This is a genomic window from Allobosea sp. Leaf344 (assembly GCF_001426225.1).
Classification (GTDB): Bacteria; Pseudomonadota; Alphaproteobacteria; order Rhizobiales; family Beijerinckiaceae; genus Allobosea.
The window spans coordinates 340,529-358,270 of record NZ_LMRT01000001.1 but is presented as its reverse complement, the minus strand read 5'-3'; the positions used below and the strand labels follow the sequence as shown (position 1 = coordinate 358,270).

At 69.9% G+C, this 17,742-nt stretch carries 16 protein-coding genes, 1 tRNA gene and 1 pseudogene; 7 read left to right on the top strand and 11 right to left on the bottom strand.

What is annotated here, in order from left to right; all coding sequences use genetic code 11:
* Positions 1 to 255 precede the first annotated feature (255 nt).
* Positions 256 to 462, top strand: a pseudogene (locus ASG72_RS21205) (DUF4167 domain-containing protein); the annotation flags it as partial.
* A 942-nt stretch (positions 463 to 1,404) separates the two neighbouring features.
* Here the strand turns inward: ASG72_RS21205 and ASG72_RS01640 are convergent.
* Both ASG72_RS01640 and ASG72_RS20930 read right to left on the bottom strand, forming a co-directional pair.
* Positions 1,405 to 2,196: an MOSC domain-containing protein gene (locus ASG72_RS01640; protein WP_244488658.1), complete on the bottom strand. Its 792-nt coding sequence runs from the start codon at positions 2,194 to 2,196 to the stop codon at positions 1,405 to 1,407.
* Between the two features lie 81 nt (positions 2,197 to 2,277).
* Positions 2,278 to 2,607, bottom strand: a complete 330-nt coding sequence (locus ASG72_RS20930) for a DUF2293 domain-containing protein (RefSeq protein ID WP_056708050.1) — start codon at positions 2,605 to 2,607, stop codon at positions 2,278 to 2,280.
* Between the two features lie 174 nt (positions 2,608 to 2,781).
* Here ASG72_RS20930 and clpB point away from each other — a divergent pair, with 174 nt between their 5' ends.
* The gene (gene clpB / locus ASG72_RS01630) at positions 2,782 to 5,403 is read left to right on the top strand and encodes an ATP-dependent chaperone ClpB (RefSeq protein WP_056708047.1); all 2,622 of its coding nucleotides are present in this window, start codon (positions 2,782 to 2,784) and stop codon (positions 5,401 to 5,403) included.
* Between the two features lie 127 nt (positions 5,404 to 5,530).
* Positions 5,531 to 6,166: a class I SAM-dependent methyltransferase gene (locus ASG72_RS01625; protein ID WP_056708046.1), complete on the top strand. Its 636-nt coding sequence runs from the start codon at positions 5,531 to 5,533 to the stop codon at positions 6,164 to 6,166.
* Positions 6,167 to 6,168: 2 nt separating this feature from the next.
* Here ASG72_RS01625 and ASG72_RS01620 read toward each other — a convergent pair whose 3' ends face one another.
* The 3 genes from ASG72_RS01620 to ASG72_RS01610 all read right to left on the bottom strand — a co-directional run bounded on the left by ASG72_RS01620 (position 6,169) and on the right by ASG72_RS01610 (position 8,891).
* Positions 6,169 to 6,999: a PhzF family phenazine biosynthesis protein gene (locus tag ASG72_RS01620; protein ID WP_056708045.1), complete on the bottom strand. Its 831-nt coding sequence runs from the start codon at positions 6,997 to 6,999 to the stop codon at positions 6,169 to 6,171.
* A gap of 28 nt (positions 7,000 to 7,027) precedes the next feature.
* Positions 7,028 to 7,651, bottom strand: a complete 624-nt coding sequence (gene metW, locus ASG72_RS01615) for a methionine biosynthesis protein MetW (RefSeq protein WP_056708044.1) — start codon at positions 7,649 to 7,651, stop codon at positions 7,028 to 7,030.
* 70 nt (positions 7,652 to 7,721) lie between these two features.
* Entirely contained in the window at positions 7,722 to 8,891 is a 1,170-nt protein-coding gene (locus ASG72_RS01610; RefSeq protein ID WP_056708041.1) for a homoserine O-acetyltransferase, read from the bottom strand.
* Between the two features lie 173 nt (positions 8,892 to 9,064).
* On the opposite strand from ASG72_RS01610, the gene ASG72_RS01605 reads away from it, so the two are divergent.
* From ASG72_RS01605 to ASG72_RS01590, 4 genes are all read left to right on the top strand, one after another.
* Positions 9,065 to 9,919 (top strand): chorismate mutase, encoded by an 855-nt coding sequence (locus tag ASG72_RS01605; protein WP_056708040.1) that lies wholly within the window; start codon positions 9,065 to 9,067, stop codon positions 9,917 to 9,919.
* 22 nt (positions 9,920 to 9,941) lie between these two features.
* Positions 9,942 to 11,051 carry a histidinol-phosphate transaminase gene (locus tag ASG72_RS01600; protein ID WP_056708037.1) on the top strand — a complete coding sequence of 370 codons (1,110 nt, stop codon included), beginning with the start codon at positions 9,942 to 9,944 and terminating at the stop codon, positions 11,049 to 11,051.
* Entirely contained in the window at positions 11,048 to 11,998 is a 951-nt protein-coding gene (locus ASG72_RS01595) for a prephenate/arogenate dehydrogenase family protein (RefSeq protein ID WP_056708036.1), read from the top strand. The genes ASG72_RS01600 and ASG72_RS01595 overlap by 4 nt, the downstream gene beginning before the upstream one ends.
* A gap of 235 nt (positions 11,999 to 12,233) precedes the next feature.
* A tRNA-Thr gene (locus ASG72_RS01590) sits at positions 12,234 to 12,309 on the top strand.
* Between the two features lie 163 nt (positions 12,310 to 12,472).
* On the opposite strand, the gene ASG72_RS01585 is transcribed toward ASG72_RS01590, so the two are convergent.
* From ASG72_RS01585 to ASG72_RS01560, 6 genes are read right to left on the bottom strand one after another with little or no spacing between them, the layout of a single operon-like run.
* Positions 12,473 to 13,318, bottom strand: a complete 846-nt coding sequence (locus ASG72_RS01585) for a glycosyltransferase (protein WP_056708035.1) — start codon at positions 13,316 to 13,318, stop codon at positions 12,473 to 12,475.
* Entirely contained in the window at positions 13,315 to 13,902 is a 588-nt protein-coding gene (locus ASG72_RS01580; protein WP_056708034.1) for an SAM-dependent methyltransferase, read from the bottom strand. The genes ASG72_RS01585 and ASG72_RS01580 overlap by 4 nt, the downstream gene beginning before the upstream one ends.
* The gene (locus ASG72_RS01575; protein WP_082539994.1) at positions 13,886 to 14,599 is read right to left on the bottom strand and encodes a PIG-L family deacetylase; all 714 of its coding nucleotides are present in this window, start codon (positions 14,597 to 14,599) and stop codon (positions 13,886 to 13,888) included. The genes ASG72_RS01580 and ASG72_RS01575 overlap by 17 nt, the downstream gene beginning before the upstream one ends.
* Positions 14,593 to 15,732, bottom strand: coding sequence for an acyl-CoA dehydrogenase family protein (locus ASG72_RS01570; RefSeq protein ID WP_056708033.1), 1,140 nt, complete (start codon positions 15,730 to 15,732; stop codon positions 14,593 to 14,595). Before ASG72_RS01570 ends, ASG72_RS01575 begins: the two co-directional genes overlap by 7 nt.
* A complete protein-coding gene (locus tag ASG72_RS01565; protein WP_056708030.1) occupies positions 15,719 to 16,774 on the bottom strand; it encodes a glycosyltransferase in 1,056 nt (351 codons plus the stop codon). Before ASG72_RS01565 ends, ASG72_RS01570 begins: the two co-directional genes overlap by 14 nt.
* Entirely contained in the window at positions 16,771 to 17,742 is a 972-nt protein-coding gene (locus tag ASG72_RS01560) for a glycosyltransferase (RefSeq protein ID WP_056708026.1), read from the bottom strand. The genes ASG72_RS01565 and ASG72_RS01560 overlap by 4 nt, the downstream gene beginning before the upstream one ends.

Here is a 17,742-nt window from a genome sequence, read left to right as displayed (position 1 = left end):
ATTGGCTGGATGTTGCCCCGGACATGTCCGCGAATTGACGGAACTGACGAGCCAGATTGGATAACCGAAGGCGTCGTGACGCCGGTCGGCCTTGGGGGCGAGAACGCCCCTTGTGGAAAGAGCGCGTGAAGACCAGGAACGGCGCAAAGCCCCTTCAGGTCAACTCAACCCGGTGCAGCGCCGCAGCCCGCTGTGCGCCGGAACGCGCATGACGACACGGTTGCATCGAGCGAAAAGAGCGCGAGACAGACGCGAATGAGACCAGGTCAGAACCGGCGTATGCGCGGCCGCAACAACGCCCCCGGTGGCGGCGGTGGAAACCGCAAGGCTCCCAATCCCCTGCAGCGGAGCTACGAATCCAACGGGCCGGACGTAAAGGTCCGCGGCACCGCCCAGCATGTCGCCGAGAAATACTTGCAGCTGGCGCGCGATGCCCAGTCTTCGGGTGATCCGGTCGCGGCTGAAAACTATTTCCAGCATGCCGAGCACTATTACCGCATCCTGCTCGCGGCGCAGGAGCAGATGGCCCAGCAATTCGGCCACAGCTTCCCGCCGAACCGCGCCTTCGGCGACAATCCCGACGATGGCGACGAAGAGGGCGACGAGGAGGGCGGCGATTTCCAGCCGGGCACCGGCCCGCAGCCGGAGATGCGCGGCGAGCGTCAGGGCGGGCAGCGCCAGGATCAGCAGCGCCACGATAACCAGCGCCAGGATCACCAGCGTCAGGACGGCAATCGTCAGGATGGCGGGCGTCATGACGGCGAGGGCGAGCATAACGGCCAGCGCTACGAGCGTCAGCCGCGCCAGAATTTCGACCGTCCCCAAGGCGACCGTCCCCAGGGCGATCGCAACCAGAACCGCCGCTTCGACCGGCCCGAGCGTGGCGAGCGCCAGGATCGCGGCGAGCGGCAGGATCGCGGCGAGCGCCGTTTCGACCGGCCGGAAGGCCAGCCGGGCGGCTATGCCCCGCGTGCCGACGCGCCCCGTTCCGAAATCCCGGCTGGCGATCAGCCGGACTCGCAGGCGCAGAACCGCTTCGACCGTCCCGAGCGTGCCGAACGGCAGGACCGCCCCGAGCGTGGCCCGCGTCCGGAGCGTCGCCCGCGCCGCGAATTCGAGGAGGAGGCCAATGGCCAGCCCGATGTCGCTGCGTCGCTGCCGTCCTTCCTGACCACCCCCGTCCGGGTTCCGCCGGCGCCGGTCGAGCCGCAGGCAGCGGCCGTCGAGCCGGTGGTGGAGCAAGCCGGCGATGCCGGTGGCGACGCGCCCAAGCGCGCCCGTCGCCGCCGTTCGCCGCGCGAGGTGATGGATGCGCTCGGCTCGGATGTCGAGAACGTCACGGAATAGGCCGCGCCAGCGCAGGCCATGAGGAAAGGGGCCCCGCTTGGGCCCCTTTTCTTTGGCTCAGGCGATGCCGAGCGCGGCCGGGGCGTCGGCGCTCTGGATCGCGAGGCGCTCGCCCGGGCCGATCGTCCCGCTCGCGATCACCTCGCAATAGACGCCGCAATCGGCGTGGCCGAAGCTCTGCATCAGGAAGCGCGGGATCTGCAGATCGCGCAGACCGGTCGCGGGATCGACATTAGTGGCCGCGCAGCGGACGATCCGCTTGGTCACCCTGAGCCGCAATCCCGACGGGGCGGTGATCTCCGACCCCACCAGATCGAATTCTTCCCAGGGCTTCAGCCCCTCCACCATGACATTGCCGCGGAAGCGCAAGGGATCGACCGGCTGGCCCATGCGCCGCTCCAGATCGGCGACGCTGGCGAGGTTGATGATCGAGACGAAACCCCTGGGCGAATCCGTGAAGCGATAGCCGTCCGGCGCGCTGAGCCAGCGCGGCTCGCCGGCCAGCGCCTCCGGCATGAAGCCCTCAAAGAAGGCGGCGATCTCGCGGCGCCCCTCCGCGCTGCGCGTATCGGCCCGCAGCGCCGTGCCAGCCTCATAGCCGATGCTCAGCTCGCCGCTCGCATCGTCATAGCGGGTGCGCAGCCTGGCCAGGAGTTCATGGCGCATCAGCATCAGATATTTGATCTTGGGCTGGTGCTCCGGCCGGGACGGATCGAAGCCCGAGGGCCCGTTCTCGATCGCGAACAGCCGGTCGCCGGGGAAATAGCCGCCCTCGACCAGTTCGGCCCGGCCGACCGGCTCCGGAGACAGGCCCTTGACCGGGTAACGATAGAGCGAGGCGACGCGCATGGAAGGATCCGCAAGACGGGGTAGGGCCCGGCAGCATGCCCTCAAAGCCATGGCGAGGCCACCGGGCCTCGCGCATCCGCGTCATGCCTCCGCTTCGCCCTCGGCCTCGGGCCCGCTCTCGCTCACCGAGCGCTGGCAGCCCCAGCCGGTCAGCACCGCATCGGTGTCGTCGGCCACGAAGAAGCGTGCCGCGTCGCGATCATAGCCCTCCGCCAGGAGCCGGTCGTAATCGGTATGGACATGGCGGATATGGCTGCCCAGCGCCAGCCAGAGCGCGGTGGCGGGCGGCAGCGCCTTCATGTGCCGGCGCTCGGCCAGCGCCATCACCGCCTCCGCATCCGAAAGCGGGATGCCTGGCGCCGTCGCGCGCAGCGCCTTGCGAATCGCCTGCTGTCGTTTCGTCCCCGCCATGCGCCATCCTGTTCGCCGCGATTGAGACAGGTCAATGACTCCCGGCCGCCCCTTCCGTTGCGTGGATGCCACACCTATCTGAGGCGCGAGGGTCGCCGTCGATGGGGCCCATTCGTGCAGTGAGGCAGCCGGGACGCGTCGCCACGGGGCGCGCCGGCGGGCGGGAGTCACCAGATGAACATCGAGAAATACACCGATCGGGCCAAGGGGTTCCTGCAGGCGGCGCAGACCATCGCCTTGCGGGACGGTCACCAGCAATTCACGCCGGAGCATCTGCTCAAGGCGCTGCTCGACGATAATGAGGGCATGGCCGCCGGGCTCATCGACCGCGCGGGCGGGCAGTCGCGTCTGGCGCTGCAGCTCACCGACGCGGCGCTCGCCAAGCTGCCGAAGGTCAGCGGCGGTGGCGCCTCCGGCCTGCACCTGACCCAGGGCCTCGCCCGCGTCTTCGACACGGCGGAAAAGGCGGCCGACAAGGCCGGCGATTCCTTCGTCACCGTCGAGCGGCTGCTGCTGGCCCTGGCGGTCGAGAAGGAGACCGAGGCCGGCAAGGCGCTGGCCAAGGCCGGCGTCACCCCGCAGGGGCTGAATTCCGCGATCGAAGCGATCCGCAAGGGCCGCACCGCCGATTCCGCCAGCGCCGAACAGGCCTATGACGCGCTGAAAAAATATGCGCGCGACCTCACCGCGGCGGCCCGCGAAGGCAAGCTCGATCCGGTGATCGGGCGCGACGAGGAGATCCGCCGCACCATCCAGGTCCTGTCGCGCCGCACCAAGAACAATCCCGTGCTGATCGGCGAGCCCGGCGTCGGCAAGACCGCGATCGCCGAAGGCCTGGCCCTGCGCATCGTCAATGGCGACGTGCCGGAGAGCCTGAAGGAGAAGGAGCTGCTGGCGCTCGACATGGGCTCGCTGATCGCCGGCGCGAAATATCGCGGCGAGTTCGAAGAGCGCCTGAAGGCGGTGCTGAACGAAGTCTCGGCGGCCGAGGGCGGCGTCATCCTGTTCATCGACGAGATGCACACCCTCGTCGGCGCCGGCAAGACCGACGGCGCGATGGATGCCTCCAACCTGCTGAAGCCGGCGCTGGCACGCGGCGACCTGCATTGCGTCGGCGCGACCACGCTCGACGAATACCGGAAATATGTCGAGAAGGACGCGGCGCTGGCCCGGCGTTTCCAGCCGGTCTTCGTCGACGAGCCGAGCGTCGAGGACACGATCTCGATCCTGCGCGGGCTCAAGGAGAAATACGAGCAGCATCACCGCGTGCGCATCACCGATTCCGCCCTAGTCTCGGCCGCGACCCTGTCGAACCGCTACATCACCGACCGTTTCCTGCCCGACAAGGCGATCGACCTCGTCGACGAGGCCTCGGCGCGCCTGCGCATGCAGGTCGATTCCAAGCCGGAGGAGCTCGACTCGATCGACCGCGAGATCGTGCGGCTGAAGATCGAGCAGGAGGCGCTGAAGAAGGAGACCGATGCCGGCTCCAAGGAGCGGCTGAAGCGGCTCGAGGCGGAGCTGGCCGATCTCGAAAGCCGCTCGGCCACCATCACCGCGCGCTGGAAGGCGGAGAAGGACAAGCTCGGTGCCGCCGCTGAGCTGAAGACGCGGCTCGAGAACGCCCGCAACGAACTCGCCCAGGCGCAGCGCAAGGGCGAGTATCAGCGGGCCGGCGAACTGGCCTATGGCGAGATCCCGCAGCTCGAGAAGCAGCTGGCGGACACCGAGGCCGCCGGCGACAATTCCGGCATGGTCGAGGAGGCGGTGACGCCCGACCACGTCGCCCAGGTCGTCAGCCGCTGGACCGGCGTGCCGGTCGACCGGATGCTGCAGGGCGAGAAGGACAAGCTGCTGCGGATGGAGGAGGTTCTGGCGGCGCGGGTCGTCGGCCAGCGCGAGGCCGTCGAGGCGGTCTCCACCGCCGTGCGCCGCGCGCGCGCCGGGTTGCAGGACCCCAACCGCCCGATCGGCTCCTTCATGTTCCTGGGGCCGACCGGCGTCGGCAAGACCGAGCTGACCAAGGCGCTCGCCGCCTTCCTGTTCGACGACGAGACCGCGATGGTCCGGCTCGACATGTCGGAATATATGGAGAAGCACTCGGTCAGCCGGCTGATCGGTGCGCCTCCGGGCTATGTCGGCTATGAGGAGGGCGGGGCGCTGACCGAGGCCGTGCGGCGCCGGCCCTATCAGGTGGTGCTGTTCGACGAGATCGAGAAGGCGCATCCGGACGTGTTCAACGTCCTGCTGCAGGTGCTCGACGACGGCCGGCTCACCGATGGGCAGGGCCGCACCGTCGATTTCCGCAACGTGCTGATCATCATGACCTCCAATCTGGGCTCCGAATATCTCGTCGCCCAGCCGGAAGGGCAGGATTCGGACGTGGTGCGCGACGAGGTGATGGGCGTGGTGCGCCAGGCGTTCCGGCCGGAATTCCTGAACCGCGTCGACGACATCATCCTGTTCCACCGGCTGCAGCGCGCGGATATGGGCGCGATCGTCGACATCCAGATGGCGCGCCTGGCGCGGCTGCTCACCGACCGCAAGATCACGCTCGATCTGTCGGAGGAGGCGCGCGAATGGCTGGCCGCCAAGGGCTATGACCCGGCCTATGGCGCCCGCCCGCTCAAGCGCGTGATCCAGAAATCGGTCCATGACCCGCTCGCCGAGCTGCTGCTGGCCGGCACGATCAGCGATGGCGAGACCGTGCCCGTCCGTGTCGGCCCCGTCGGGCTGATGCTGGGTGACGTCTCGGTGGTCAAGGAGCGGCGCCCCAGCGGCGTGCCGCTGAACTGAGCGCCGGGCTGCTGGGTCCCGGTGGCGGCGTCTTCGCCGCCGCCGGCGCGCGCGGCCGAGCCGGCTCGCCCGCCGTTCCCCTTTGCCGCTCGATGCTCTAAGCATCGCCCGCTGAACGAGGTGGGCGATGCTTCAGGATTTTGCCAAGCGGACCGAGATGCAGATCCGGACCCGGCTGCCGAACTGGGTGCGGCAGAGCTATCGCCTCCTGGCCGCGGCGCGCACACCCGCTCCCATCGAAGGGCTGCCCGAGGAGCTGCTGCAGGATTGCAGCTTCTGCGCCTCGCGCCTGGCGATGCTGGAACGCCTGCCGAAATCTGGCATCGTCGCCGAGCTCGGCACCTATCGCGGCGATTTCGCGCGACACATCCTGCGCCTGAACCAGCCGCGGCAGCTGCATCTGATCGATATCGACTATTCGCATTTCCAGGAGGAAGGGCTGACGGGGGCGGAGGTGACACGCCATGTCGGCTTCACCGCCAAGACGATCGCGGGCTTTCCCGACGCGCATTTCGACTGGATCTACATCGACGCCGATCATTCCTATGTGGGTTGCCTCGCCGATGCGGAGGCCTCCGCCGCCAAGGTCAAGCCCGGCGGCTACATCGCCTTCAATGATTTTGCCCATATCGACCCCTGGCTCGGCGCCTATGGGGTCGGCCGCGCGGCCACCGCCTTCGCCAGGGCGCATCGCTGGCCGATGGCCTTCTTCTGCTTCCAGGCGGCCGGGCTCTACGACGTCGCCTTCCGCAAGCCGGCCTGAGCTCAGGCCATGAACCGCGCCTCACCGGAGACGCGGATGGATCCGCCCGAATCCGGCGGGATCTCGGCGAGCAGCCGCGAGCGCATGCCCATATCCTCGCCCTGGATCACCTCGATAGCGCCGCCATGCGGCCAGCCGGTATCCCGGAGATAGCCGCCCAGCGCCGCGGTCGCAGCACCCGTCGCGGGATCCTCCATGACGCCGCCCGAGGCGAAGGCGTTGCGGCTGTGGAACAGGCGCGGCGTCTGCGCATGCGCCAGCAGGATGGTGACGAGCCCGTGCCGCAGCATCAGCTCACGGCCCGCCTCCAGCCCGTAGCGCATCGCCGCGAGCGCCTCCCGCGAACGCAGGAACAGCGCGAGATGATCCGCCCCGCCATGGATCAGCGCCGGCGGCAGGCGCGGATCGAGCGTGCCCTCGTCATAGCCGAACAGCGCGAGCGCCGCCGCCGTCAGCTCCCGATCCGCCGGCCGGCTGCGGGTCGGCGGCGATTGCAGCGCGGCCTGGAAACGGCCGCCGACGCTGCGGCCTTCGACGGTGATCTCCGCCTGGTTGAGTGTCAGCGGAAACACCCCGTCGCCATGCTGCCGCGCCAGCGCCGCGCCGAGCGCGATCGTGGCATGGCCGCAGAACGGGACTTCCGAGCCCGGCGAGAAATAGCGCACCCGCCAGGACGGACCGCTGCGCGCCGCGAAGGCGGTCTCGGAGAAGCCGACCTCCGCCGCCACGCGCTGCATCGTCCCGGCATCGGGAAGCGTGGCGCCGATCACCACCCCGGCCGGGTTGCCGCCGGCCTCGCCTTCCGAAAACGCCGCGATGCGCTGGATCTGCATGGGCTCCTCCCTCCCGCTCATCCGGGGCTCAACCGCGCTTCAGCAGAAACACCGCCTGCGCGCCGAACAAATTCCAGAACCACCAGGGCGCGCTGACGCCGACGCGCCCGCCCGCGGCGTCGAGCGCCACCGCGCGCTCCTTCTCCGCACCGATCTGATCGCATAAAGCGACGAAATCCCGGATCGTGCAGAAATGGATGTTCGGCGTGTCCCACCAGGCATAGGGCAGCGAGTCCGTCACCGGCATCCGGCCGAGGAAGAAGACCTGGCTGCGCATCCGCCAATGTCCGAAATTCGGGAAGGAGACGATGGCGCGCCGGCCGATCCGGAGCATCTGCTCCAGCACCAGCCTTGGATTGCGGGTCGCCTGGATCGTCTGGGACAGGATGACATAGTCGAAGGAATCATCGGGATATTCGCTGAGGTCGGTATCGGCGTCGCCCTGGATCACCGAGAGGCCGCGTGCCACGCAGCCCGCCACCCCTTCGCGCGACAATTCGATGCCGCGCGCATCGACGCCGCGCGTCTCCGAGAGCAGCGCCAGCAGCGATCCGTCGCCACATCCGACATCCAGCACGCGCGAGCCTGGCGTCACCATCTCGGCGACGAGCTGCAGGTCGATGCGGTTGGTGGAGAGCTCGGGCAGCGTCATGCGGTCGGCCTCCGGTCGCGGCGCGATGGCCCGGGACGCCCGCGGGGGCAGGAGGAGAGCGCGCCGCCCATCAGATCCCCCTGGCCCTGGCGGCGGCGCCGAGGAAGCCGCGCGTCGTGGCGAAGAGGTTCGGCTCCTCGAGCAGGAAGGCGTCATGCCCCTTGTCGCTTTCCAGCTCGACGAAGGAGACCGAGGCGCCGGCCGCGTTGAGCGCATGCACGATGGCGCGCGAATCCGCGGTGGGGAACAGCCAGTCCGAGGTGAAGGACGCCACGCAGAACCGTGTCCTGGTGCCGCTGAAGGCCTTGGCCAGAACTCCACCATGATCGGCCGCGAGATCGAAATAATCCATCGCGCGCGTGACATAGAGGTAGGAATTGGCGTCGAACCGCTCGACGAAGCTGATGCCCTGGTGCCGGAGATAGCTCTCCACCTGGAAATCGGCGTCGAAGGAGAAGGTCGGCGCCTCGCGGTCCTGCAGCTTGCGGCCGAATTTGCGGTGCAGCGCCGGCTCCGAGAGATAGGTGATATGCGCCCCCATCCGCGCGACGGACAGGCCCTTGGCCGGCCGCGTGCCCTCCTCGAGATAGCGGCCGCGCCGCCAGTCCGGATCGGCCATCACCGCCTGCCGGCCGACCTCGTGGAAGGCGATGTTCTGCGCGGAATGCTTGGCGCCGGTCGCCAGCGGCAGGGCGGAGAAGACCCGCTCCGGATAGCTCGCCGCCCATTGCAGCACCTGCATCCCGCCCATCGAGCCGCCCGCGACGCAAAACAGCGTGGCGATGCCGAGCCGGTCGATCAGCGCGGCCTGGGCGCGCACCATGTCGCGGATGGTGACGACCGGGAAATCCAGCCCCCAGGGCTTGCCCGTGGCGGGATTGGTCGAGGCCGGCCCCGTGGTGCCCGAGCAGCCGCCCAGCACATTGGCGCAGATCACGAAGAAGCGGTCGGTATCGATCGGCTTGCCCGGCCCGATCATCGCCGTCCACCAGCCGCCCTTGCCGGTGATCGGGTTGCGGCTGGCGACATGCTGGTCGCCCGTCAGCGCGTGGCAGACGAGCACGGCGTTGGATTTCTCCGGGTTGAGCGTGCCATAGCTCTGATAGCCGATCTGCCAATGCTCGAGGACGACGCCGCAATCCATGATCAGCGGCGCCTCGGGGCCGAAGCGCTCGAGCTGGCTGGAGGGCTCGTTGGCCTCCTTCAGCGGGTCCGAGAGGCGCGTGGAATCCTGGGTCATCGTCGTCCGCTTTGACAGGGCGTTTTTGTCCTGCCGGTCGTCTCGTTCTGTAGATCGAACCTGATCGATGGCGCGGCGCAGCGCCGCTGTCAACGCGAAGATCGCTTCGCCGCTTTACCAGCGGGCGAGGAGAGCGCTAAGAGCCTGCTGACCCCCGAGGTTTGCGCCGCATCATGACCGAAATCGCCCCGACGCCCCAGGCCGCACCGACGACGCTCGCCGATCTGCGCAGCGAGATCGATCGCATCGACAGCGAGATGCATGCGCTGCTGATGGAGCGCTCCAGCATCATCGAGACGCTGATAGCGGTGAAGAAGACGCAGGTCTCGGGCTCCGCCTTCAGGCCCGGCCGCGAGGCCGACATGATGAAGCGCCTCGCGCTGCGTCACAAGGGGCTGCTGCCGCTCGACACGATCGAGGGCATCTGGCGGATCATCATCGCCACCTTCACCTACGTCCAGGCCAATTACGCCGTCCATGCCGACGTCTCCGGCGGCGATCCGGCGATGCGCGATTCCGCCCGCTTCCATTTCGGGTTCACCGTGCCCTTCGTCACTCATGAGGATGCGCGGGCGGTGATCGCCGCCGTCGCGCGCTCGGCCGGCGATCTCGGCATCTTCCGGATGGACCAGGGCGCCAGCGCCGGCATCTGGTGGCGCGATCTGATCGGCGCCGACCAGCCCAAGATCATCGCGCGGCTGCCCTTCATCGAGCGGCCCGACCATCCCGCCGGCACCCCTGTCTATTGCATCGCCAAGCCGCTGGCGGATGCGGCCGTCCGCGAGATCGTGCTCTATGCCGCGCGGGTCGAGCGCTGGTCGGAGGCGCTGCGGGTCGAGCTCGGCCGCCATCTCGCCGAAGTCTCCGCCAGCGCCGCCGACGGCTCGCATCTCTCGCTCCTGGTCGCCGCCTCCGGCGAGGTCGACCAGAACGTGATCCGCACCGCGTTGGAGCCGGCGGGCCTGGTCGATTTCGCCGAAATCGGCAGCCATGCCGCGCGCTTCTCCGTCAAATCAGCCCGCTCCTGATCCTCCCCGAAAGCCGTCTCCCATGACCAGCGCAGCCTCCCGCCCCGTGCCCCGCCCCGGCATTCTCGACATCGAGGCCTATGTCCCGGGGAAATCCGCAGCGCCGGCGGGGGTGAAACTGCACAAGCTGTCCTCCAACGAGACCCCGCTCGGCGCGAGCCCGCTGGCGATCGAGGCTTACCAGGCGCTGGCCGGCAAGCTCGAACTCTATCCCGACGGCTCGGCCACCCGCCTGCGCGAGGCGATCGCCGCGCGCTATGGTCTCGACCCCGCCCGCATCATCTGCGGCACCGGCTCCGACGAATTGCTGCAGATGCTGACCAAGGCCTATCTCGGCCAAGGGGACGAGGGCATCTTCACGGAGCACGGCTTCCTCGTCTATCGCATCGCGATCCTGGCCGCCTCCGGCACCCCCGTCGTCGTCAAGGAGCGGGATCTCACCGCCGATGTCGACGCCATTCTGGCCGCCGTGACCCCGGCGACAAAGATCGTCTTCCTCGCCAACCCCAATAATCCGACCGGCACCTATCTGCCCTTCGACGAGGTCAAGCGCCTGCATGCCGGCCTGCCGCCGCATGTGCTGCTGGTGCTGGATGCGGCCTATGCCGAATATGTCCGCCGCAACGACTACGCCGCCGGGCTGGAGCTCGTCGCCGAAAGCGAGAACGTGGTGATGACGCGCACCTTCTCGAAGATCCACGGGCTCGCCAATCTCCGCCTCGGCTGGCTCTACGGCCCGGCCCATCTGGTCGATGCGCTGAACCGCATCCGGGGCCCGTTCAACGTCAATGGCGCCGCCATCGAGGCCGGCGCCGTGGCGATCGCCGACGAGGCGCATGTCGCCGCCGCCATCGCGCATAACGACCGGTGGCTGGCCTGGACCACGGCCGAACTGGAAAAGCTCGGCCTCACCGTCACCCCCTCGGTCGGCAATTTCGTGCTGATCCACTTCCCGACGACGAAGGGCCGCACGGCCAAGGAGGCCGACGCCTTCCTCACCGGCCGCGGGCTGATCCTGCGGTCCGTCGCGGCCTATGGCCTGCCCGACGCGCTGCGAATGACCATCGGCTCGGAAGAGGCCAACCGCCTCGTGGTGGCGGCGCTCGCCGAATTCCTGGCGGGCGCGGCATGAGCCCCGCACAGGTCGAGAGCTTTGCGCCGCGCCGGGAGCAGCCGGTCTTCGCCAGCGTCGCCATCATCGGCATCGGGCTGATCGGCTCCTCGATCGCCCATGCCGCGCGGCAGATGAACCTCGCCGGCCGGATCGTCCTGGCCGACCGCGACCCGGATGTCTGCGCCCGCGCCCGCGAGCTCGGCCTCGGCGACAGCGTCGTCGCGACCGCCCGCGAAGCCGCCGCCGACGCCGATCTCGTCATCCTCTGCGTGCCGGTCGGGGCCTGCGGCGCGGTGGCGGAGGAGATCGCCGGTGCCCTGAAGCCGGGCGCCATCCTGTCCGACGTCGGCTCGGTCAAGAATTCGGTGGTCGAGGCGGTGCAGCCGCATCTGCCTTCGGGCGTCGCCTTCGTCCCGGCCCATCCCGTCGCCGGCACCGAGAACTCCGGCCCCGATGCGGGTTTCGCCAGCCTCTTCCTCAACCGCTGGTGCATTCTGACCCCGCCGGAGGGCACGGCTGCGGCCGCCATCGCCGCCACCCGGCAATTCTGGGAAGGCATGGGCGCGCTGGTCGAGATCATGACGCCGCAGCATCATGATCTCGTGCTGGCGGTCACCAGCCATCTGCCGCATCTCATCGCCTACAACATCGTCGGCACGGCCGAGGATCTGGCGGCGGTGACGCAATCGGAGGTGATCAAATTCTCCGCGGGCGGGTTTCGCGACTTCACCCGCATCGCGGCCTCGGACCCGACGATGTGGCGCGACGTCTTCCTGCACAACAAGGAGGCGGTGCTGGAGATGCTCGGCCGCTTCAGCGAGGATCTCTCCGTCTTGACCCGCGCCATCCGCTTCGGCGATGGCGAGACGCTGCACCGGCACTTCACCCGCACCCGCGCCATCCGCAGGGGCATCGTGGCGCTGGGCCAGGAAAAGCCGGAGACGGAAAAGCTGCGCAAGGACTGAAGCGGGCCGAAGAGCGGGGGATGCGCCGGCGACGGAGCTGCTGGCGCGTCGGCGGCCGAGCCCGCTGGCGAGGGGAGGGCGATCGGTGGCGAAGCCCGTCGATCCCGCCGGACAGGTCGGCACCTGCGCCGCGCCCCGTCCAGCGGGTCCTGCATCATCAGCTGCCGCGGGCGGGGGTATGGCGACCGCTGCGCCTTGCCAAGAATCCACCGGGCTGGTACAGGCTCCCCGCGTCGCCGCTTTAGCTCAGCTGGTAGAGCACCTCATTCGTAATGAGGGGGTCGGGGGTTCGAATCCCTCAAGCGGCACCACTCCTGCATTCCAAGACATCCGCAACCGCCCCGATAGCGCCGGTATCGGTGCCAGGCATCATCCATCTTCGCCCGCGCTGATGTTCGGACCCAACGCGAAAAGATGGCTTGTCCGAACTGCCGCCCGCCACGGCGGCGGGCGGCCGTCACGCGGCCCAAACTCCTAAAACGTCACCGATGACGGCTGCTGCGCCCTGGCGATCTCGGTCGCGGTCGGTCGGCGGATGATGTCCAGCTGCTCGTCCGACCAATGCACGAGGCCGAGGGTGCGGAAGGCCGCGAGCCAGCCCTCCATCGGCCAGCGCCGCCATTTGCGATGGAACCGCTTCGCATTCTCCACGATGTCGCTGAAATGGTTGAGCGGCGGGTCGATGACGCCGTGATATTGGTGGAAGACCGGGCAGCCGCCGAGGAAGGACAGGCCGATGCCGGACTCGCGGGCGGCGAAGCCGAGATCGGTGTCCTCGGCCCCATAGCCGCTGAAGGCCTCGTCGAACCCGCCGAGCCGGGTGAAGCTGGCGCGCCTGATGCCGAAGGCGAGCGACCAGAACAGGCCGGCATTCTCCTCGGGCCTCAGACCCTCCGCGGGGAAATTCCGCACCGGATGCCGCTGCCCGCACGCGACCAGCCCGTCCTCCGTCCAGGGTTCCGCGAGATCGTCCGGCCCGAGATAGAGCACCTCGGCACAGATCAGCCGGTCCTCGCGCGCCAATGCCGCGTCCATCGCGCCGACGAGCGCGCGCGAGGGGATGCAGTCGACGTCAAGGAAGAGCAGGCGCTCGGCTGTCGCATGGGAGGCGGCGAGGTTTCGGGCCCGCGCCAGCGGCAGCTCCGCCGTCTCGAGCCGGACCAGCCTGACCGGGCAGCCGGCTTCGGGCGCCGCGACGGGGATGTCGCTCATATCGACGATCACCAGTTCGGCCGGTGTCACCGCGCTCCGGGCTAGGCCCTCGGCGAGGCGCTGCAGATGCGTCTCGCGGTTCTTGACCAGCGTCAGCACGCTGATCATGGCGCCCGCCGCGCCCAGAGGTCGAGCCGGTAATGCTTCGTCCGCTCGCTGCGCCGCACCGCGACGATGCCGGCCAAAGCGCGTTCCAGCCGCGAAACCGCCCCGTCGCCGCTCTGCGGATAATCGGTTTCGCCGGTCCAATGGACCAGGATCATCTCGCCCCCAGGCGCCAGCAATTCGGCGATCTTGCCCGCCGCTTTGTCGAGATCGGCATCGCTCCAGTAATAGGCGACCTCCGACAGCACGAGGAGATCGAAACCGCCGGTCTCGGGCGCCTGCTGCGGGAAACTCATCCGGGCGAAGCTCACCCCCGCCGCGCCGGCGCAACGCTCGCGCGCCCGCGCCAGCGCCGTCTCGCTGACGTCGATGGAAAGCAGCGTTCGGCAGCGCGCGGAGAGCTGCGCGGTGAGGACGCCATTGGCGCAGCCGATCTCGAAGCCCCGGCGATAGGATGGGCCGAGGACCGACAGGTTGTGGGCGTATTTCGCCTGCTCATAGGCGCTGGTCTCGAAGCGCCAGGGATCGGGATCGCCGGCGAACATCTCCTCGAAATAGGTGGCCGGCAGGCTATCGGTGCGGCGCATCGCGGCTGATCCTCTCGAAGAGCAAATCATAGGCCGGCATCCGCATTTTCTCCGGCGAGAGCCGGAAGCCGTCGCCGAACAGCGGGGTGATCTGGCTGCGATGCGCGGCGAGCGCGCGGTTGCGGGCCCCGAGCGGCATCGGCGCGGTCCGCAGCGCGCGATAGCCGTTGCCCGGCGAGTCCTGGGCCCAGACGATGTATTCGACGACCGCCACGGGACGGATCGCGCTCTTCGACACCGCCTGCGCCAGCTCATAGGCCGCCTCATGGTCGCAATGCGGCTCATGGCGCGCGGTGACCGCCAGCGCATCGACGCCGAGCCGGCGGCAAAGCGCGCCGAGCCGACGCCGCGAGGCTTCGAAGCCGGCCGAGCCCGGCGCGAAGGGGCGCGCATCCGGCCAGCCGAGAAACAGCGGCGGCGGGGCGGAGGCGCCGGCCAGCCGCCGGACAGCCAGCTCGGCCTCGCGCCGCCGCGCCGCGATCAGCCGCGCCCGCGCGACAGCGTCCGCATGCGCATGCGAGCCGGCACCGTCGGTGAGAATCGCGACGCCGGCCAGCCTGCCGCGGCGCGCCACCTCGGCGATCAGCGCGCCGCAGCCCAGCGTCTCGTCATCGGCATGGGGTGCCAGCACCAGCCAGCGCGCCTGCGCCATCGCGCTGGTGTCGAGCCGGCGCGCCGCCAGCGCCCGCATCACCATAGCCCGTCTCCGTTGCCCCAGAGATCGGTCTCGAGCCAGGCCGCCGCCGCCCGGTCGCGGGCATGATCGGGACCGGCCTGTCGCAGGTAGAGGCTGAGGTCGCGGCTGATCTTGTCGATGCGCTCGCCGTCGAAGGCGCTGCGGGTGCCGACGATGCGCGCGGCGAGCTCGATCATGTCGAGCCCGGCGCGCTCGACCACCCCGCGCGCCATGCGCACGAAATCCTCGGCGCCGGGCGCCTCATCCGCCGCCCGCTGCGCCGCCTCGCGCACCCATAGATAGGCCGTGCGGGCGGCGGCGACCGCCTCCCCGAATTTCGCGCGCTGCAGCGGATCGCCGCGCGCGGCCTCGGACATCGCCGCCCGCGTTTCGGCCAGCAGCGCCTCGATGCCGCCGAGCTGCACCGCCAGGAAACGCCAGGCCCCGGCGGTAAAGCGCGGCTCGCGGCCGTAATCGCCCGGTGCGCCGAGCAGATCGGTCGCTGCCGGCCGCAGGCCGTCGAGATCATAGCTGCCGCTGCCGGTCGCCCGCATTCCGCGCACCCGCCAGCGCGACAGGTCGACCCGGCCGGCGAGATCGGCCGGCACCACGACCAGCTGCGTCTCGCCATCCTGGTCGCGGGCGGTGACGATGGCGCGCGCCAACCCGCCGGCGCCGGTCGCGAAGATCTTACCACCGGAAAGCCGCCATCCATCGCCATCGCGATGCAGCGCCACGCCCGGCGGCGGCTCGGTCGCCCAGACGCCGAAGAACTCGCCGGCGCGCAGCCGCGCCGCGAGCTCGGCCTTTTGGCCGGCGCTGCCATACCAGGCGAAGAGTTTCAGCGCGTTGACGTGCCCTTCGACGATCCGCCCAAGGCTGAGATCGGCCCGGCCGACGAGGCGCAGCAGGTCGAGCAGCGCCGCGTTCTCGGCGCGCGCATCGGCGAAGTGCCGGCCGCCGGATTCGGGCGGGGCGAAGAGGCGGTGGACGCCGATCGCCCGCAGCGCCTCGACGCTATCGATCGGGAAGAGCGGCGCCGCGTCGTAGCGCGCCCCGGATTCGACCAGCCGGTCGAAAATGGCCCGCAGCGGCAGGAGGATGTCGGCTGCCGCCTCGCTCGCCTGCGGGGTCGTCCTCTCAGGGTGAAGCATCGACGGATCCTTTTCGGGCGAGGGTGATCAGCGCCTCGGCGGTGCGCCGGGCGCCGTCCGGGCAATGCAGCCGACGCTGCGCGCCGGGGTCGAGAGCGACGGCCTGTGCGATCAGCGCCGGCCAGGCGGCGGGCTCTGGCCAGTCTCGGGCTACGATCGCGGCGCCGAGCGCCTGCAACCGTGCCGCCTTGGCCTCCTGTTCTCCGAATGGCCGCGGCTCGGGCAGGCAGATGAAGGGTTTGCCGGCGGCCAGCACGGCATTGACCATCCCGTCGCCGGCGGCGCCCACCACCACGCCCGCGGCCGCGATCTCGGCCGCGGGCGCGTCGGTCCAGCCGACCAGAGTGAGGTTCGGCGGAACGGAGCGCGCCGGCGCGACCTTGCCGATCGCGCGCCAATCCAGCGCGGGCGTCGCCCTCGCGGCTTCCGCCAGCCGCTCGCCGCTGCCTTCGCCACCGCCGCGGCCCTGGACGAACAGCACGCGATCGCGCCGCTTCGGAGAGGTCTCTGCGGCCCGTGCCGCGAGCCCCGGCGCATAGAGGGTCTTGCCGCGGATCCATTCCGCCGTTTCGGGATCGTCGAGATCGCGATGGAAAGGCGCCAGCAAAGCTCGCGCGCCGCGAAACGCATCGCCATGCGCGGGATCGTCGCGGCGTCCGGCGAGCCTGACATAGACCGTCGGCGTCGCCGCCAGCCGCGCGAGCATGGCGATCTCGACCGAGACGTCGACGACCATCAGCGCCGGCCGGGTGGTTTCGATCCAGCCCGTCAGCGCCGCGATCCGCGCCCGCACGCCGTCATGGCCGAGCGGCGCGTAATGCAGCGCCTGCGGCCGGTCCTCGGCGTCGTCGCGGCCGTCGAATCCCGATGCGCCGCTCGGCCGGTCGTCGGGCAGGTCGAGGCAGGACACGCTGCCTGTGCGGCCCTTCAGCCCGGTGCCGATCAGGGTGAAGAGGCCCGGCGCCGCCGCGGCGATGGCGAGCGCCCGCTGCCGGTGGCCGTCGCCGTGATGATGCACGTAATAGCCGATCGGCCCGGTCACGGCGCCGCACCGATCGTCGCGAGATCGGCATCATGCGGCATCGGCGGCAGCGCGTTCTCCGCGGCGATCAGCTCGGCGACGCTCAGCCGCCGCTCGCGCATCGCCCGCCGCCAGGAGGCGCGCTCGCGCCAATGACTCAGCGCGGGCGCGGTCAACCGCTCGCCGCGCCGCGCCGTCTCTTCCATCGCCCGCATCATCTCGGCCATGCCGCCTTCGGCGCGGCCATCGCGGCGGGCGGAGACCCTGGTCCAGACCGAGGCCGGGTGCATCAGCCGCCCGCCGGCGGCCTGCGCCGCAGCGACCAGCGCGCGGTCCTCGCCTGTCGGCAGAAGCGGTACCCCGCCGGCCCTCAGATAAAGATCGACGCTCATCGCCAGGCTCGCGCCGGTATGGTCGCCATGGCGGGGAGGGGGGTCGGACGGGTCCGGATCGACCTCGTCCTCGATGCGCCGTACCGCGTCCCAATAGCGGTCCCAGAGGCGTCGCCCCTCGAGCAGCTCGGGCGAAAGCGCTTCCTCCTCGTCCAGGACGAGCCGGCCGCCGACGATCTCGTCGCCAGTGCGGATGGCTGCGAGATTGGCCGCGAGCCAGCCGGGCGGAGGCCGCGTATCGGCATCGGTCGTGACGAGCACGGCATTCGGCGCCAGACCCTCGAGACCCAGCGACATGGCAGCCGCGCGCGCCGATCCCGCATGGGCGAGCGCGGCCGGGAAGGCGCGGATCTCGCATCTCATGTCGAGCCGACCCCGATGGCGCCTCTGCGCTTCTTCGACGACCTCCGCCGAGCGATCGCTCGTATTGTTGAGGCAGATCGCGACCTTGATCGAACCGGGCAGGCTCTGCGCCGCGAGCGCCGCGAGCAGGCGCGGCAACCGCTCCTCCTCGTCGCGCGCCGGCACGCAGACGCAGACGGCGCGGCGCGCGACGCGGCTCGCGGCCGACCCGCCATCCTCGCGCAGCTCGCGCAT